The sequence below is a fragment of the Streptococcus sp. HMSC071D03 genome (genome assembly GCF_001812125.1).
Taxonomy (GTDB): domain Bacteria; phylum Bacillota; class Bacilli; order Lactobacillales; family Streptococcaceae; genus Streptococcus; species Streptococcus pseudopneumoniae_N.
Window position 1 is genome coordinate 50,938 of sequence record NZ_KV807734.1, and the last position, 17,186, is coordinate 68,123.

11 protein-coding genes are annotated in these 17,186 nt (G+C 39.6%); all 11 read left to right on the forward strand.

Going from position 1 to position 17,186, the window contains the following annotated elements:
* The first annotated feature begins 28 nt into the window (after positions 1-28).
* Positions 29-1,408: a TrkH family potassium uptake protein gene (locus HMPREF2837_RS04085; RefSeq protein ID WP_049548537.1), complete on the forward strand. Its 1,380-nt coding sequence runs from the start codon at positions 29-31 to the stop codon at positions 1,406-1,408.
* Positions 1,409-1,421: 13 nt separating this feature from the next.
* The gene (locus HMPREF2837_RS04090; RefSeq protein WP_049548536.1) at positions 1,422-2,087 is read left to right on the forward strand and encodes a potassium channel family protein; all 666 of its coding nucleotides are present in this window, start codon (positions 1,422-1,424) and stop codon (positions 2,085-2,087) included.
* Between the two features lie 156 nt (positions 2,088-2,243).
* A complete protein-coding gene (locus HMPREF2837_RS04095; RefSeq protein WP_049548535.1) occupies positions 2,244-4,955 on the forward strand; it encodes an SSURE domain-containing protein in 2,712 nt (903 codons plus the stop codon).
* 123 nt (positions 4,956-5,078) lie between these two features.
* Positions 5,079-5,777: a response regulator transcription factor gene (locus HMPREF2837_RS04100; RefSeq protein ID WP_049548534.1), complete on the forward strand. Its 699-nt coding sequence runs from the start codon at positions 5,079-5,081 to the stop codon at positions 5,775-5,777.
* Positions 5,774-6,808 (forward strand): sensor histidine kinase, encoded by a 1,035-nt coding sequence (locus HMPREF2837_RS04105; protein ID WP_049548533.1) that lies wholly within the window; start codon positions 5,774-5,776, stop codon positions 6,806-6,808. The genes HMPREF2837_RS04100 and HMPREF2837_RS04105 overlap by 4 nt, the downstream gene beginning before the upstream one ends.
* Positions 6,809-6,902: 94 nt before the next feature.
* Positions 6,903-7,070 carry a hypothetical protein gene (locus HMPREF2837_RS11420; RefSeq protein ID WP_186823200.1) on the forward strand — a complete coding sequence of 56 codons (168 nt, stop codon included), beginning with the start codon at positions 6,903-6,905 and terminating at the stop codon, positions 7,068-7,070.
* Positions 7,071-7,073: 3 nt separating this feature from the next.
* Entirely contained in the window at positions 7,074-7,940 is an 867-nt protein-coding gene (locus HMPREF2837_RS04110) for a replication initiator protein A (RefSeq protein WP_061087870.1), read from the forward strand.
* Positions 7,941-8,262: 322 nt separating this feature from the next.
* Positions 8,263-8,580, forward strand: coding sequence for a hypothetical protein (locus HMPREF2837_RS04115; protein WP_061087871.1), 318 nt, complete (start codon positions 8,263-8,265; stop codon positions 8,578-8,580).
* A gap of 253 nt (positions 8,581-8,833) precedes the next feature.
* Positions 8,834-11,419, forward strand: a complete 2,586-nt coding sequence (locus HMPREF2837_RS04120) for an SEC10/PgrA surface exclusion domain-containing protein (RefSeq protein ID WP_061087872.1) — start codon at positions 8,834-8,836, stop codon at positions 11,417-11,419.
* Positions 11,420-11,554: 135 nt separating this feature from the next.
* A complete protein-coding gene (locus tag HMPREF2837_RS04125) occupies positions 11,555-13,753 on the forward strand; it encodes a MucBP domain-containing protein (RefSeq protein ID WP_075230670.1) in 2,199 nt (732 codons plus the stop codon).
* Between the two features lie 16 nt (positions 13,754-13,769).
* Positions 13,770-17,186 (forward strand): SspB-related isopeptide-forming adhesin (locus tag HMPREF2837_RS04130; protein ID WP_075230671.1); only part of this gene is annotated, 3,417 nt, incomplete at its 3' end.

The following is a 17,186-nucleotide window of genomic DNA, read 5'->3' on the forward strand; positions in this document are numbered from 1 at the left end:
TCTCAGATTTTTGTGGTACAATGTAGCTATGTTATTAAAATCAATTGTTGAAAAAATAAATACCATTCTAGGACGTTTATCACCCGCTCGGAGAATCTTTTTAAGTTTTGCTTTGGTTATTCTCTTGGGGTCTCTCCTTTTGAGTCTGCCATTTGCACAATCTCCAACATCTCATGCCGGTTACTTTGATCATTTATTTACAGCCGTATCTATGGTCTGTGTGACAGGACTTTTTACCTTACCTGTCGCTTCGACCTACAATGTCTGGGGGCAGCTGATCTGTATGTTCTTGATTCAGATTGGTGGTTTGGGTCTCATGACCTTTATCGGAATTTTCTATATCCAGGGCAAGCAAAAACTCAGTCTTCGAGGTCGAGAAACGATTCTGGAGAGCTTTAGCTTCGAAGAAACCCAGTCTCTGAGGGATTTTCTACGTTCCATCTTCGTGACGACTTTTCTAGTAGAAGGATTCGGAGCCTTTCTGCTAAGTTTTCGTTTTGTCCCCGAGTTTGGTTGGGGACGGGGGATTTTTACTTCCATTTTCGTAGCTATTTCAGCTTTCTGTAATGCTGGATTTGATAATTTTGGTAGCACGAGTTTGCTAGCCTTTCAGACAGACCCATTGATTAATTTAGTGATTGCAGGATTGATTATTACGGGTGGTCTAGGTTTCATGGTTTGGTTCGACTTGGCTACCCAATTAGGAAAGAAGAAAAAGCGTCGTCTTCGTTTCCATACTAAGCTAGTCCTCTTCTTAACAGCGGGGATTTTATTTGCTGGAACAGTTTCAACCCTCTTGATAGAGTGGAACAATTCGGGAACGATTGGCAATCTCAGCTTCCCTGATAAATTGCTGGTTAGTTTCTTCCAAACTGTCAGCATGAGAACAGCCGGTTTTGCTTCTATTGATTTTACTCAGGCTAGACCTGTTACCTTGATGATCTATATTTTGCAGATGTTTCTGGGTGGGGCACCTGGAGGAACAGCCGGGGGGCTTAAAATCACAACCTTCTTTGTATTATTAGTATTTGCACGCAGTGAACTTTTAGGATTACCCCATGCCAATGTAGCTCGGAGAACGATTGAACCTCGGACAGTCCAAAAATCATTCAGTGTCTTCATTATTTTTTTATTGACTTTTCTGGTTGGCTTGATTTTACTAGGAATAACAGCAGAAGGGAATCCGAAATTTATCTACCTGATGTTTGAAACTATTTCAGCGCTTGCCACGGTTGGAGTAACTGCTAATTTGACACCAGAGTTAGGTAAGCTAGCGCTTAGTGTCATCATGCTACTGATGTTTATTGGGCGAATCGGACCTCTGACGCTATTAGTTAGTTTGGCTGAGTATCGACCAGATAAGAAAGATATGATCCACTATATGAAAGCAGATATTACCATAGGATAAGAAAGGATAAACTATGTCAGATCGGACAATCGGAATTTTAGGCTTGGGTATTTTTGGGAGTAGTGTTCTGGCTGCTCTCGCCAAGCATGATGTAAATATTATCGCTATTGACAACCATGAGGAACGAATCAATCAATTTGAACCAGTCTTGGTGCGTGGTGTTGTTGGAGATATAACAGATGAGGACCTCTTGCTATCGGCTGGAATTGATACCTGCGATACCGTAGTCGTCGCAACTGGTGAAAATCTAGAGTCTAGTGTTCTTGCAGTCATGCATTGCAAGAGTCTAGGGGTACCGACTATTATTGCTAAGGTTAAAAGTCATACAGCAAAAAAAGTCCTTGAAAAAATCGGTGCAGATTCAGTCATTTCACCAGAGTTTGAGATGGGTCGTTCGTTGGCACAGACGATTCTCTTTAATAACAGTGTAGATGTCTTTCAGTTGGACAAGAATGTCTCAATTGTCGAGATGAAAATTCCACAGTCCTGGACAGGGCAGAGTCTTAGTCAACTAGACCTTCGAGGACGATACAATCTCAATATCCTCGGTTTTCGTGACTACGAAAATGCTCCCTTAGATGTACAGTTTGGACCAAATGATTTATTAAAACCGGATACCTATATCATGGCGGTGATTAATAACCAATATTTGGATACCCTAGCAAGCCTTAGTGAGTAGAAGAGGAATGACTATTCTTTTTTCAACGACTATTGAGTCAATATAAGTAATTTATAAGAGGGATTTAAGAAAAATTTTAACTTTTTCTTAATCCTTTTTAATTTTAGGAGATTATACTAGAGTCATCAAATAAAGAAAAACTCTAAGGAGAATCCTATGAAATTCAATCCAAATCAGAGATATACTCGTTGGTCTATCCGCCGTCTTAGTGTCGGTGTTGCCTCAGTTGTTGTGGCTAGTGGCTTCTTTGTCCTAGTTGGTCAACCAAGTTCTGTACGTGCCGATGTGGTCAATCCAACCCCGGCTCAAGTTGGGCCAGATGCTACTTCGGTGAGTGAAAAGAGTGACTTACCAGTAGAACTTCTCAAAGAAGCAGTCGATACTGCTCTTCCTTCAGAACAGGCAGACTCAGCACCTAAAGCAAGCTTGGATACTACAAGCTCTCCAGAAAAAGTGAATGTAGCTGATAAAGACCAAGTGGTAGCGCCAAAAGAAGAAGTGCAAGCAAAACCAGAATCTAAGAAAGAAACAGAGGATGCGGTTAAACCTGCGACAAATCCTGCGCCTACAGTTTCTGGACAAGACCGTGAAGCAAATGAAGCTCAACCAGCAACCACTCCAGCTGAAGTGCAAAAGGGCGTGGCCGACAACACTAAAGACACAGTAGATGTCCCAGCAACTTACTTGGACAAAGCCAACTTCCCAGGTCCATTCACAGCTGGCGTCAACCAAGTCATTCCATATGAATTCTTCGCCGGTGACGGTATGTTGACTCGTCTTATCTTGAAAGCCTCAGACAAAGCTCCGTGGTCAGACAACGGTTCAGCTAAAAATCCTGCCCTTCCACCAGTAGAAAACTTGGGCAAAGGCCTTTACTTCTATGAAGTGGATTTGGCAGGTACCCAAGGTAAATCAGATAAAGAGCTTCTAGACCTCTTAAAACAAAATGGTACGCAAAGCTATAAAGCAACTATCAAAGTGTACGGTTCGAAAGACGGCAAGGCTGATTTGAGTAATCTAGTAGCGACTAAGGATTTGGATGTCAACTTGAATGGTTTGACTACTCCAGCTGAAGTTCGAAAAGGTGTGGCAGACAATACCAAAGACACAGTAGATGTCCCAGCAACTTACTTGGACAAAGCCAACTTCCCAGGTCCATTCACAGCCGGTGTCAATCAAGTTATTCCATACGAATTCTTCGCAGGTGATGGTATGTTGACCCGCCTTATCTTGAAAGCTACTGACAAGGCCCCATGGTCAGACAACGGTTCAGCTAAAAACCCCGCTCTTCCACCAGTAGAGAAATTGGGCAAAGACCTCTACTTCTATGAAGTGGATTTGGCCGGCACTCAAGGAAAATCTGATAAAGAGCTTCTTGATTTCTTGAAACAAAACGGCACTCAAAGTTATAAAGCTACTATTAAAGTGTACGGTGCAAAAGATGGCAAGGCCGATTTGAGCAACCTTGTAGCGACTAAGGATTTGACAGTAAACTTGAATGGCTTGACTTCTCCAGCTGAAGTGCAAAAAGGCGTAGCCGACAATACCAAAGACATAGTAGATGTCCCAGCCACTTACTTGGATAAAGCGAATTTCCCTGGCCCATTCACAGCCGGTGTCAACCAAGTCATCCCATATGAATTCTTCGCCGGTGATGGTATGTTGACTCGCCTTATCTTGAAGGCCTCAGACAAAGCTCCATGGTCAGACAACGGTTCAGCTAAAAATCCGGCCCTTCCACCAGTAGAAAAATTGGGCAAAGGCCTTTACTTCTATGAAGTAGATTTGGCAGGTACTCAAGGAAAATCAGACAAAGAGCTTCTTGACTTCTTGAAACAAAATAGTACACAAAGCTATAAAGCTACTATCAAGGTGTACGGTGCTAAAGACGGCAAGGCTGATTTGAGCAACCTCGTAGCGACTAAAGATTTGGATGTCAACTTGAATGGCTTGACTACTCCAGCTGAAGTACAAAAAGGTGTGGCCGACAACACTAAAGACACAGTAGATGTTCCAGCCACTTACTTGGATAAAGCCAACTTCCCTGGCCCATTCACAGCTGGTGTCAACCAAGTCATTCCATATGAATTCTTTGCTGGTGACGGTATGTTAACTCGCCTTATCTTGAAAGCCTCCGACAAAGCTCCATGGTCAGACAATGGTTCGGCTAAAAATCCTGCTCTCCCACCAGTAGAGAAATTGGGCAAAGGCCTCTACTTCTACGAAGTGGACTTGGCAGGTACTCAAGGTAAATCAGATAAAGAGCTTCTTGACTTGTTGAAACAAAATGGTACACAAAGCTACAAGGCAACCATCAAAGTGTACGGTGCCAAAGACGGCAAGGCCGATTTGAGCAACCTTGTAGCGACTAAGGATTTGACAGTAAACTTGAATGGACATCAGTCTCTTACTCAGATGCAGTCAGGTTTCGTCCCATCTTCTAATGGTTCAGCTATGCCGGCTCCAATGATGAATAGTCATCAAGATGCGTCTAAGATGAACGCTCAAATGCCTAGTGTCAATCAAGATGATATGAAATCTAAAATGCCAGCTGCTAGTCAGGATAAGATGATGCCTAACAAAGAGCAGGACAAAACCATGAATGCTAGTCAGCCTATGGCAACACCAAGCATGAAACAAGATCAAGATCCAGCAGCCTCAAGTAAAATGTCTGATGAAGGCAAGATGGCATCTAATAACAAGGTATCAAGTCCAATGATGGCTGATCAAATGAAAGACCAAAAAGACATGCTTCCATATACTGGTGAAGCCCAAACATCAATGGCTCCTATTGGCTTCCTTGGACTCGCCTTGGCCGGACTGTTAGGTGGCCTCAGTTTGAAAGCTAAAAAAGAGGAGAATGACTAGTCCAGTTACAGACTTTCTATCCAGGATTTGAAAAATCCAGATATGGTTTAGAATGTTCGTAAAGTGATTAAAATAGTGTTATACTATTGTAGTATAGCACTGTTTTTTTCAAAGGAGAGACAGATGGGAAAGACCATTTTACTCGTTGACGACGAGGTAGAAATCACAGATATTCATCAACGCTATCTGGTTCAGGCAGGGTATCAGGTTTTGGTGGCTCATGATGGAGTAGAGGCCTTGGAAATCTTCAATCGAAAATCGATTGATTTGATTATTACAGATATCATGATGCCTCGGATGGATGGTTATGATTTGATTAGTGAGGTTCAGTATCAATCTCCAGATCAGCCTTTTCTATTTATTACGGCTAAGACAAGCGAGCAGGACAAGATTTACGGCCTAAGCCTGGGGGCAGATGACTTTATTGCCAAGCCATTTAGTCCTCGTGAGCTTGTTTTACGTGTCCACAATATCTTGCGTCGCCTTCATCGTGGGGGTGAGATAGAGGTTGTCAGTCTCGGGGATTTACGAATGAATCACGGTAGTCATGAGGCTCAAGTAGGAGATGTAGCACTTGATTTGACAGTCAAATCCTTCGAGCTTTTATGGATTTTAGCCAGCAATCCAAAGCGAGTTTTCTCTAAGACAGATCTCTATGAAAAGGTCTGGCAAGAAGACTATGTGGATGATACCAATACCTTAAATGTTCATATTCATGCTCTTCGACAGGAGTTGGCTAAACATGCCAGTGCAGAAACGCCCAACATCAAAACCGTCTGGGGCTTGGGCTACAAAATTGAGAAAGCACGAGGGAGTCAATGAAATTAAAAAGTTACATTTTAGTGGGGTATGTCATTTCAACACTCCTAACGATTATCGTGGTCTTTTGGGCCATCCAGCGAATGTTAATTGAAGAAAGAGAAATTTATTTCCTAGTGGGGATGACTCTCATGGCTAGTTTTGTCGGTGCTGGGATTAGTCTCTTTCTCCTATCGCCTGTCTTTACTTCGTTGAGCAAACTTAAGGAACATGCTAAGCGGGTAGCAGACAAGGACTTTCCTTCCAATCTGGAGGTTCAAGGCCCTGTAGAATTTCAACAATTAGGCCAAGCTTTTAATGAAATGTCCCATGATTTGCAGGCGACCTTTGATTCCTTGGAAGAAAGCGAACGAGAAAAGGGCTTGATGATTGCACAGTTGTCGCATGATATTAAGACCCCCATTACTTCGATTCAAGCGACGGTAGAAGGGATTTTGGATGGGGTTATCAAGGAAGGAGAACAGGACCATTATCTAGCAACCATTGGGCGTCAGACGGAAAGACTCAATAAACTGGTTGAAGAGTTGAATTTTTTGACTTTAAACACAGCTAGCAATCAGGCGGAGACGACTAGTAAAGACAGCATTTTTCTGGATCAGCTCTTGATTGAGTGTATGAGTGAATTTCAGTTCTTGATTGAGCAGGAGGAGCGAGATGTTCACTTGCAGGTAGTCCCAGAGTCTGCCCGGATTGAAGGAGATTATGCTAAACTTTCTCGTATCTTGGTAAATCTGGTCAATAACGCTTTTAAATACTCGGCTACAGGAACCAAGCTGGAAGTGGTGGCTAAGCTGGAGAAGAACCAGCTTTCAATCAGTGTGACGGATGAGGGGCAGGGGATTGCCCCAGAGGATTTGGAGAATATTTTCAAACGCCTTTATCGTGTCGAAACTTCGCGCAATATGAAAACAGGTGGTCATGGATTAGGACTTGCGATTGCGCGTGAATTGGCCCATCAATTGGGTGGGGAAATTACAGTCAGTAGCCAGTACGGACTAGGAAGCACCTTTACCCTCCTTCTCAATCTAAAATAAAGCTTAGTAAGTGTCTAGTGTTTTGAGATAAATAGAAAATATTGAACTAACGGAAAATCCGTTAGTTCTTTTTTGTATTTTGGGAGGAAAAATTATGAGACGAAAAAGTAAGGAGAGAATTTCAAGAGAGATGATAATCCAGTTTTTGATGAAGGAAACAGGTTCAACACGAAAAGAAATAATAGCAAGTATAGGAGAACTTGAGGCCTTTGGGTTGATGGGATTTACCATGAATGGTGACTTTAGACTGAAAGAGGTGTAATTTATGAAACAAATTCAGTTTATTAGTGCTAGCCATTACCAGACATCAGATCGCTTTTATGCCTTACCAAAGGTTTTGTTTGAAAATCCTATTTATGAGGATATGAGGTTAGATGCAAAAGTCGCTTATGCCATGCTTAAAGATAGACTAGATCTTTCTTTCAAGAATAATTGGATTGATGAGAATGGAAATATTTATCTGGTTTATTCCAACTCTAATTTGATGAAGATACTAAGTTGCTCGAAATCTACCCTATTAAGAATTAAAAAGCAACTCACAGAGTATGGATTAATTCATGAGGTTCAACAATCTACAAGTAAATCAGGAAATCTAGCTAACCGAATTTACCTTGGTCTCTTGCAAGATGACACCGTTGCTAGAATGGTTGATAAATCAGGTGACTCCAAATCTGATACTAGGGGGGTGTCAGATTTAGACCAGGGGGGTGTCAAAAAAACACCAGGGGGGTGTCAGATTTATACGGGCCTGGTGTCAAATTTAGACCCTAACGATACTGAATATAGTGAGACTAATAATAAAGACACTGAATTAGTTATTTATGAGGAGGACGAGGAGAGGTTCCCTAGAAATTCCCAAAATAATAAACAAGACAGACTTTCCAGAAAAGTTGATAAAGCTAGCAAGTATGATAAGGATTATATTTATGATTTAGTTTATTCTCAACTTTTAGAAGAAAATTACTCAGATACGATGGCAGCCTATATCATGATGCCATTTGAAGAACGCTATCGATATGCTTTAGAAAATATGCGATTTGCCCGTTCATCAGAAGTAATTGCTGAATATGTTTTTAATGGGTTACTTGCGATTTACAATAGTAACGCTCGAAAGTGTATTGAAAATCATTAAAAAAATTATTCAGAAAGTAATTTTTATATGTGATATCTGACCTGAGCAAGTCCTAAAACTACTCTTGTTCTTTGAAAATTGAATATCCCCACTGTCCCGATTAGCGCAGTCTAGGCATAAAAAGAAGAATAGGGGCGGTGTGTATCTAGAAAGTATATCTAGTGCTGACTGCATTATGTAAAGTCACGGTTGACTTGTCCCGTAAGACGAAAGAGTTTGCGATTTCTAAACTATAAATCGTGCGTAAAAAACACAGTAGAGATGCTACGGCATCAACTCGGCATGGCTGTAAATCAGCCTTTGATTCAAAAAGGAGGACAATATGAATCAAATAAAATCAACTAGTGAGGTTACACTCACTGACTTAAGACGACTAGGTTTGCAAGGTGATGTAACCGCACGGCTTGCAAGTGGTGAAGAAATGAAATTAACTAGTAAGTATGGTCTTATTCCAAAAAAAGGATATGTGGCAGGAAAACTTCAAACCGTTGAAATGATTGCAGAATACTCTAAAATCTATAGAGATATACGCACCATTAAACGTGGAGATATTTTAGTTGCCAGACGAATTAAGCAAGGTAATAAAACTATCTTACAACTAACCGGTAAAGGTTATCACCGACCTAGCGGTAAAATTTAACAGATAGAGTCCTCATCTATCTGTTTTGGGGAGCAAGGAACTGTTTCTTTGTTTCTGAAAGCAGATAGGTGATGTTATGAAAAGGTGAAGAAATGAGTATTATACAGATCATAGTTACAGCTATTCTTTTATCATCAGGGATTCTTGTATCTATGACTTTTATACCAAATAAATTGTCTGATAAAATCTTACGAAAACTAAAAGACTATTCAAATAAGCATTGTTTTAAATAGTATCAAAAAGGAGAAATCAAATGGAAATGATGAATGAAGTTAAGAAAGTTTTATTGGCTGGCGCAATCGTAACAGCAGCAGTTGGAGCAACGACTCAAGCTTCCGCTGAAGAATTAAAGCCTACAGAGCCAATTTCAGGGAGCCAACAGAAGAAAGCAACTAAAAAAACAGTTACAGAAACTGATGTTGCTATCTCCCAAGCAAATGTGGATCAGGCAAACACAGTTGTAAAAAAACATGAGGATATTGTAAACACAGCTCAAAATGAGGTGAACGATGCTGAGAAAGTAGTTGAAGAAGCTACAGAAGCTGTTACTCAAGCGGAGAAACTTGTCCAGGAAGCTACTCCTAAAAATATCCAGGATGCAAAAGAAGATGTTTCTGAAAAAGAGGTTGCTGAGAAGAAGGCTCAAAAAGAACTGTCCTCTGCTGAAGAGCAACAAAAGCTAGCTGAAAAGAATGTTACTGATCAGGAAGCAAATGTCAAAGAAGCTACTAGAAAACTTGTTGACAAAACAAAAGAAGTTACAGATGCAAAACAAATTGTAGTTGAAAAACAAGCTGTTTTAGACGGCACTGGAGTTTCAGGCATTGTTGCCAATGCTGAAGCAGCTAAGCGAAACTTAGAAATGAGCGAAGAAGCTGAATCACAAGCTCGAAAAGATTTGGTGACTGCTAAAAAAGCGGATGACCAACGTGCTTCTAAACTGAAACAGGCAGAAGCAGAGGTAATGAGTACTGAAGGAACTAGGTTGTTGAAAGCGAAGGAGCTAGATCAAGCAACCACTCAAGCTACTAACGCTGAAAATCAGTATCGAGTAGCTAAATATAATCTATCTAAGGCTCAAAGCATCCTGAATAGTTTGACAACAACCTCTATCACTTATCCTGCTGGCTATGTAGAAGCTTTAAAGGCTTACTTCAATAACCCCACTGAAGAAAATTCAAATAAGTTACAAGAAATTGCCAAGAAAGGAATGACTGCTGCTGGATTTAGCTCTCCAGATGGTGGTGAGACTTATTACGGCAATCCAACTTCTCCATTTAAGCAGAGTGAAGCAGATAAAAAGACTGTGATTGCTGATGTCAATCATTTGTCTGCTGAAGTTCAAGATGAACTTGCCATTTTCAATGCACATTTGATTAATGATTTCCGTCGATTGATGGGAACAGATGATATTCCAGTCTTAGTGAATCGAGATATGCAGAAAGTGGCACAGAAAGCAACTCAACTATCTACTAATCAGTACGGCCATGACCTAGATGCTTTGAATACTGTTGCGAAAGAAGTTGGTTTGAATCAAGGCAATCAAGGTCTGCTTGCTGAAAATATAGGCTTCCAAAATGCAAATGATGTAGTCACATTAGCTGATCTGAAACAACAGGCATACAACAACGTGGTTATGATGCTGTTTTATGATAAGCACGCTGATTGGGGCCATGCTTTAAACTTTGCAGGACTAGATCGTAAGTCAGTCACGCTACAATATATCGGTGTAGCAACTCGAAAGACAGATCTTGGTTTGATTGCGATGCACTATGTTGGAACAGATTCTAAAACAATTGATTTGCTGAAAAATGGTTTCCATCAAAATGTTAAAGTTGATACTAAGAACAATCTAGCTAGTCTTCAGGAAAGAATTCAAGAAGCTAGAAATTCTGTGGCACAGGTTCAGGATACTTATGATACTGCAAAAACGAATCATAAGGATGCTCAAGCTAGAAAAGAACAAGCACAGACAGAATATACTCAAGCAGAAGTTACTGCGCAAAATGCAGTGACTAATCGTAATGATATTCAGAATATTGCTTTAAAAACTCCTGAAGCAGAAGCTAAGTTAAAGAAGGCGGAGGCAAACCTTGAAAAAGCTGGTTTAGAAAACAAACAAGCGCAAGAGGCTCTGGAACAGTTGAATGCAGACGTACAAAACAAACGTGAAGTACTTGCGTTAGTTAAAGATAAACTAGCTGAAAAACAAACTGAATGGAAATCACTGAATGAAGCTTTGACTGCTGAGAAAGAGGCATTGATTACTAAACAAGGTGAACTTACTCGAATTAAAGAACTAATCCTCAATCGCCAAGCCTTACTTTCAGCATCAACGGAAGCCCTGAAAGCATCAAAAGAGCGAGTGGAAGTTTTGAAGAATGCCCCTCAGCTATTAGAAAAGGCAAAAGTTAATCTTGAAGCTGCTCAAGAAGTTTTGAAAGAAAAGAAATCAATTCTAGAGTTAGCACTAGCAAAACTAGAAACTGCAAAAGCAGAACAAAGAAAGGTATTAGAGGCTCATAAAGAGTTGTTGTCGGCTTATCGTGATTATCTGGAAGCACAACAAGAAATTGAGCATCAAAAAGAGTTGACTATTCAAAAAGCAAGCATTGAACAAGATGGAACTCATTCTACTCCAACAGTTCAAAATGGTAAGACTGCGAAGTATGTGCACGATCAAGTTGCAAAAGTCAAAGATCCAGTCTATCAAGCACCTGCTGCAAGATATGAATTACCTAAGACGGGGGAAAAATCTTCTAGTCATTGGCTCTTGGGGATGGTAACTATTTCACTTTTAAGTTTGTTGAAAATCAAACGAGAATCTAAGGAAAATTAAATTTATTAAAGTCATCAAGGTTTCTTGGTGACTTTTTGATTGGAGGAAAAATGATAATTGTATATTTTAGAGCAAGGGATCCATCAACTATATCCGAAAGAAAATATTCCAATGAACAATTAGAAAGGTGATACTATGAAAAAAACATTTAGCTATAGAAAATATGGGAAACGTTTATGTTCTGTAGCATTAGGACTCGTTGCAGTTGGGATTGTCGGTTCGGCAATGGCTCAAGCAGATGAATCTAAAAATGATTCTTCAGCTAAATCAGCTGTGACTGAAAAAACAGAGCAGAAGGATCCAGAATCTTCTGGGGTGGACGAAAAACAGGTTAACAATAATAAATCCGACAAATTCAAGGATTTGGAAAAGACCAAAATCGAAATTGAAAAGGTCAAGAAAGATGCGCCTAAGGTTAAAAATCCTAATCCAGAACCAGTTGATCCTAAACAACCTGATTTTTCTCCAGAACTAAAAACTATTGAAAATACAGTAGTAACTGGTGAAGATAAAGCAGGATCTAATGAGCTTCAGTTTAAGACAAAAGCTCCTACAAATACTAGTACAACAAATGAAATTGCTCCTCTTACGACTGTCCATGTATATGACTACTCTAGTTCTTATGCCGGTAAAGTAAAAGATTCACTTCGTTTGAGTAAGAAGATTATCGAGGCCAATAAGAACCCTCAAAGTCGTCATATCATTCAGCTTTACCCAGATAATTACGGTCAAACTTCATATCATGCAAGTACTAAAAAGGTTATGAACGACACTAAAGGAATTTCTTCAACTCTTCTAACAAAACAAGAAGCACTTGAAATTATTGATAACTTGTTGAAAATTAACGCACCATCAGAAAAAGATCCTACTTACCAAAACTATGGTCAATACTTCCAAGGTTTGGCAAATGCTCTAGGTTCACACCGTTACCTAGATGAGTCTGTAGATGTTGTTGTTCCATTTGAAGAGATTGTTGAAAAAATTACAAAACCTTCTGATACTGTATCTGTTATCCAATACACTGACGGTTGGATGGATAAAGGTAAACCAGAAGAAATGGACAAATCTTTCGCTGAGTGGGCTAAGAAACGTGCTAAAACATTTATGTCAGTTGTCAACCGTAACCAAGTTACGGATAACGACACTAACTCCATGCGTTCAATTGAGCAAATGAAAGAATTGGGTCATCCTAATATCTACGATATGACTGGTAAAGACAAGTCAATTTTAGATGCTGAAGTGGTTAAACAGTTTATGGAAACTGCTACTGTCAAAGTACAAACCTCTAAGGGCGCAGATCAAACAGCTCAAGTTGCCATCGGTGGAGATGGAATAAAAATCACTAAGGCTTTGTTAAAAGGTGGTAAAGTCAATAAAGAATTACCGGTCAAAGATGGGAAGGTTGATTTTTCAGAAAAACTACCTGATGGTGATTACTCAATTGTTTATAGCTTTACTGGAGAAGGTACTGCAACAGGTACAGTGTCATTAGATGGAAAAGAAGTAGCTAAGAAATCTGACTCTATCAAAAACGAAGGTGGAGCTGTTACTGCTGATTTCCGAACAGCGGACGGAAAAGAAATTCCTGGGCAAAGCGATATCACAATTATCGAAGCTGGTAAGGAGATTGGTAGTGAATGGAAGGCAACTGAAGTTAAGAAGGAACTGACTGTTGATGGTGAAACCTATGTATTGACTGGAGAACCTAAAGAATCTTCTGGAAAAGTTACTAAGGATACTGTTAAACTACATTATCTGTATGAAAAGAAACCAGCAGATAAAAAGGTTTATTCTTTAACAGTCAAGGTTCTGAATGCTTTAACGAATGAGCAGATTGATCAGGATATTCTTGTAGCTAAGGGATTCTCTGGGGATGATTATGATATCAAAGCTCCGACTGTTGATGGATTTGAAGTTACCCTTAAAGAAGGAGAAGAGAAAGGGAAGTTTGCTGAAAATGACCTTTTGCTGACTTACTTGGCACATGAAAAGGGCGAGGAAGTTAAAGCTATCTTTGTAAACGAAAAGGGTGAGGAACTCAAGAATTCTGAAGTTATTTCTAAAACTGGAGAGCTTGTAGGTAAAGACTGGAAATTTGATCGTGATGTTGAAACAGAAATTACAGTTAAAGATACAACTTATGTTTTGGAGGCAGTTCCGGAAGAATTGGAAGGGAAGGTTTCTTCGGATAAACAGACACTTAAGTTTGTTTATAAAGAAAAAGAGAAACCGGTTGAACCAAAGAAAACGGAAGAAAAAGCTGTTGAACCAAAGAAGGAAGAGCCTAAAAAACTTCCTAAAACTAGTGCTGTAAAGGATGTATTGAATGGGTAATAAAAAAGGAGAATGAATGAAATTTAATAATGAGACACGAGCTTTCGGTTCAATCCGAAAAACAAGACGATGGGGAACGTGTGGAGTAATTCTTGGTCTAGCTGCCTTAGGTTTGATGACTAGTCCAGTTAGAGCAGATGAACGAACTGAAAATCCAGCCACAAATGCTCCATATGCACAGACGAATCCAACGGTGGATTCTACAAACGACCAAGGTAGTGCAGAAAAATCAACAGGTTCTGTTGAAGTCACTGTTAACCGAGAAAAAGTAGAGTCAGCGGTATCTGCTGCTAAAGAAGCGGGTTTGACGGTTAAGGCAACTGAGGTTGATGGTGGTTTAGTTACTAACTCTGATGAGTTAGCTAAGAAAACTGCTGAGATTGAATCTAGTTACAACAAGCAAGCGACTACTATTGTAGAAGAGTCTAAGAAGTACAAAGAGGAAGTAGAAACTCGTACAGAAGAAATTAAAACGATTACTACTGAGAACAAGGAAAAGAAAGATTCTTATGACAAAGCTAAAGCTCAATATGATAAAGACTTGGCAGATGCTACTGCTAAAAACGCACAGATTGATAAAGACAATCAAGAAAAGAATGAGCGTTTGAAAGCGGAGAAAGATCGTGTAGCAAAAGAAAATGAGCGTATCAAACAAGAAAATGCTTTAGCTAAAACTAATTATGAGAAAGCTTTAGCAGATAAAGCTAAGCAAGATGATGATATTGATAAGGGAAATGCAGAAGCTAAGAAAGCTTACGAAGAAGCTCTAAAAACTTGGACCAATAACCAAAATCAGTCTGAGGCAGGTTTAACGAAATACAAAGAACAATTAGCTAAGTATGAAAAGGACTCAGCAGAATATAAACGAAAATTGGCAGAGTTACAAACACAACAAGTCCAAGGACGTACAAATGGGGTTACAATCTACGGTGAGTTTGACGAGTCTAAGCGTGGTTCATTAGATTACTATTCTAAGCTCACTGCAGTATTTGATGAAGACCCTACTCTTGAGGTAGTTGATGGTGCGCTTGGAGCTAACAAAAACACTACTATTACCTTAGATAAGAACCTTAGACTAGACCCAAATAGTTCAACCCCTCTCCATAATTGGATAAATGACTCAAGATATGGAGGTGCGCTTATTACAGGTATCGAACAGGGATCTGAGTTTACGCTACATAATGTTGGTCGTACTAAGTCAGGAAAAACGATTTCTGCTAAATTGACTTCTCGCTCTACCCCAGTCCCTGAACATAGGATAGAAGGTAGTGCAGAGACTTATACACGATTGGCTGTATGGTGGTACAAAGATGGTTCTACTGGACCTGTATCTCCAGTGGGTTTCAATCCATTTAATTACTTAAACGTTGAGTGGGATATCGCTTATTTCGATGAAGCCACTAATGAACCAATTAACTTGGGTACAATTGCTATTTATTCTGATCTTGATTATGGTCAAGCGGTTAGACATACTTATGGGGACAACAATGTTGGTATTGTAGTAAATCCTTGGGGATCTAAGGTAGAGGCTAATGTAGTCAGAGGAGAGACATACTGGCAAGGTGTCAAAACAGATGGTATTCATGATAGTGATGATCCTAGCGGTCTTAACCAGTGGAGAGCAGGTGAACCTTGGCTTGTTGGTGTAGACGATTTCCGAGGTACTCCTGAAGGAACTATCCTAAGTGTAGGTAAAGGTACTACTCACCACTTAACTTACTTAGCAAATGGTAAACGGTCTTTAGCTCCTTACACGGAGGCACAGTCACGTGCATATAGAGCTTATGTTCAAGATAATGACAGAACAGCGGGTAGAAAAATCTCCTCTGATTTGGAGATTTATGCAGCAGAATACGCCTTTCAACTTTGGGGTGGTCGCTCTGTCATTAATCAACTAGAGGAGCCGAAACCGCCGCTTAAACCAAGTGAATCTACAAAACCAAGACCTTTAGAACCTGAATATAAGGAGAAGAATAAGACTCCATTGACACCTCCTACGGAGAAACCTTTATTAGCCTCACCAAAAGATGAACCAGATACACCTCACGTTCCTACTCCGAGTGAACCTCCTAAACCAGATTTGAAACCTGTGCCAAATGAGGTCGCACCAAGAGAAGTTGAAGTTACTTACACTCGCTTGAGAACTACGCCTACTGTAGAAAAATTAGTTAAGAACTCTGCAGGTACAAATGTAAATAATTCATCAGTACCTAAGCTATCCGAAGTTGTTTGGGAACTGGAAACTAAGCCTCTTGCAGCAGACAGAAAAGAAACCACAATCTATGAGTTAACGGACAACTTACCTCAAGGCTATCTACTTGATTTAGCAAAAACTGTAGATCAAAACCAAGACTTTACTGTAACCTACGATAAAGATAAGCATCAGTTGAAAGGTTTACTTAAAGCTGAAGGTTTAGCGAAAGTAAATACTGATTTAAGTAAAGCCTATAAAGCCCCAGTTCTTAAGGTTTATGGTACAGTAACAAATGATGGTGCAACCTATAAGAATAATTTCCATTTGAACTTAAACAATGAGTTTGAGTCTTATTCAAATATTGTTAAGGTAACAACCCCAGGTAAACCGAACGATCCAGACAATCCGAATAACAATTTGATCAAACCTCTCAAACACAATCATAACAAGGATGGTGTTATTATTGATGGTAAAACAGTTCTAGCTGGTTCAACGAATTACTATCATATAACCTTGGATTATGATCAGTATAAAGGGATAAAGGCAGATCCATCTGCTATTCTAAAAGGCTTTGGTGCGATTGATGATTATCCAGAAGAGGCAGTGACTATTAATCAATCAGATATTCGTTATATTGATAGCGAAGGAAAAGAAGTTTCTGGTATTTCAGTGTATCAGTACAATTCTATTGAATCTGTTGATAATGATAAGGTTAAAGCCTTTCTAGATAGTTCTGAAATTAAGCCTAAGGGAGCTTTCCAAGTATTTTTAGTGGATGTTCCAGAAGCCTATTTTAACCAATATATCAAAGCAGGAAAATCTGTTACAATTATTGATCCAATGGTAACTAAGGAAGAATTGCGAAATACAGGAAAATCATTTGAGAATACGGCTTACCAAGTTGATTTCGGTAACGGATATCAAACTGATACAGTTGTAAATAATGTTCCTACTGTTAAACCAAGCAAAAAGAATCTGAACAAGGCAGGTGTAGACATCGATGGGAAACAAGTCTTGGCAGGATCTGTAAACTACTACAAGGTGACGGCAGATTATAGCCAATACAAGGGCATCGAAGCAGATAAAGACCGTATTGGTAAAGGGTTCTATATCGTTGATGATTACCCAGAAGAAGCTGTTACTATCAATCAAGATGGTGTTCAAGTGACGGATTCTAAAGGTCAAGTTGTGAAAGGTTTGAAAAAGGCTCTTTATGAGAGTCTAGATAAGGCACCATCA

Excerpts from the sequence above, each read along its gene's own strand:
- HMPREF2837_RS04085 (WP_049548537.1), top strand. The coding sequence starts at position 29 with ATGTTATTAAAATCAATTGTTGAAAAAATAAATACCATTCTAGGACGT.
- HMPREF2837_RS04090 (WP_049548536.1), top strand. The coding sequence starts at position 1,422 with ATGTCAGATCGGACAATCGGAATTTTAGGCTTGGGTATTTTTGGGAGT.
- HMPREF2837_RS04095 (WP_049548535.1), top strand. The coding sequence starts at position 2,244 with ATGAAATTCAATCCAAATCAGAGATATACTCGTTGGTCTATCCGCCGT.
- HMPREF2837_RS04100 (WP_049548534.1), top strand. The coding sequence starts at position 5,079 with ATGGGAAAGACCATTTTACTCGTTGACGACGAGGTAGAAATCACAGAT.
- HMPREF2837_RS04105 (WP_049548533.1), top strand. The coding sequence starts at position 5,774 with ATGAAATTAAAAAGTTACATTTTAGTGGGGTATGTCATTTCAACACTC.
- HMPREF2837_RS11420 (WP_186823200.1), top strand. The coding sequence starts at position 6,903 with ATGAGACGAAAAAGTAAGGAGAGAATTTCAAGAGAGATGATAATCCAG.
- HMPREF2837_RS04110 (WP_061087870.1), top strand. The coding sequence starts at position 7,074 with ATGAAACAAATTCAGTTTATTAGTGCTAGCCATTACCAGACATCAGAT.
- HMPREF2837_RS04115 (WP_061087871.1), top strand. The coding sequence starts at position 8,263 with ATGAATCAAATAAAATCAACTAGTGAGGTTACACTCACTGACTTAAGA.
- HMPREF2837_RS04120 (WP_061087872.1), top strand. The coding sequence starts at position 8,834 with ATGGAAATGATGAATGAAGTTAAGAAAGTTTTATTGGCTGGCGCAATC.
- HMPREF2837_RS04125 (WP_075230670.1), top strand. The coding sequence starts at position 11,555 with ATGAAAAAAACATTTAGCTATAGAAAATATGGGAAACGTTTATGTTCT.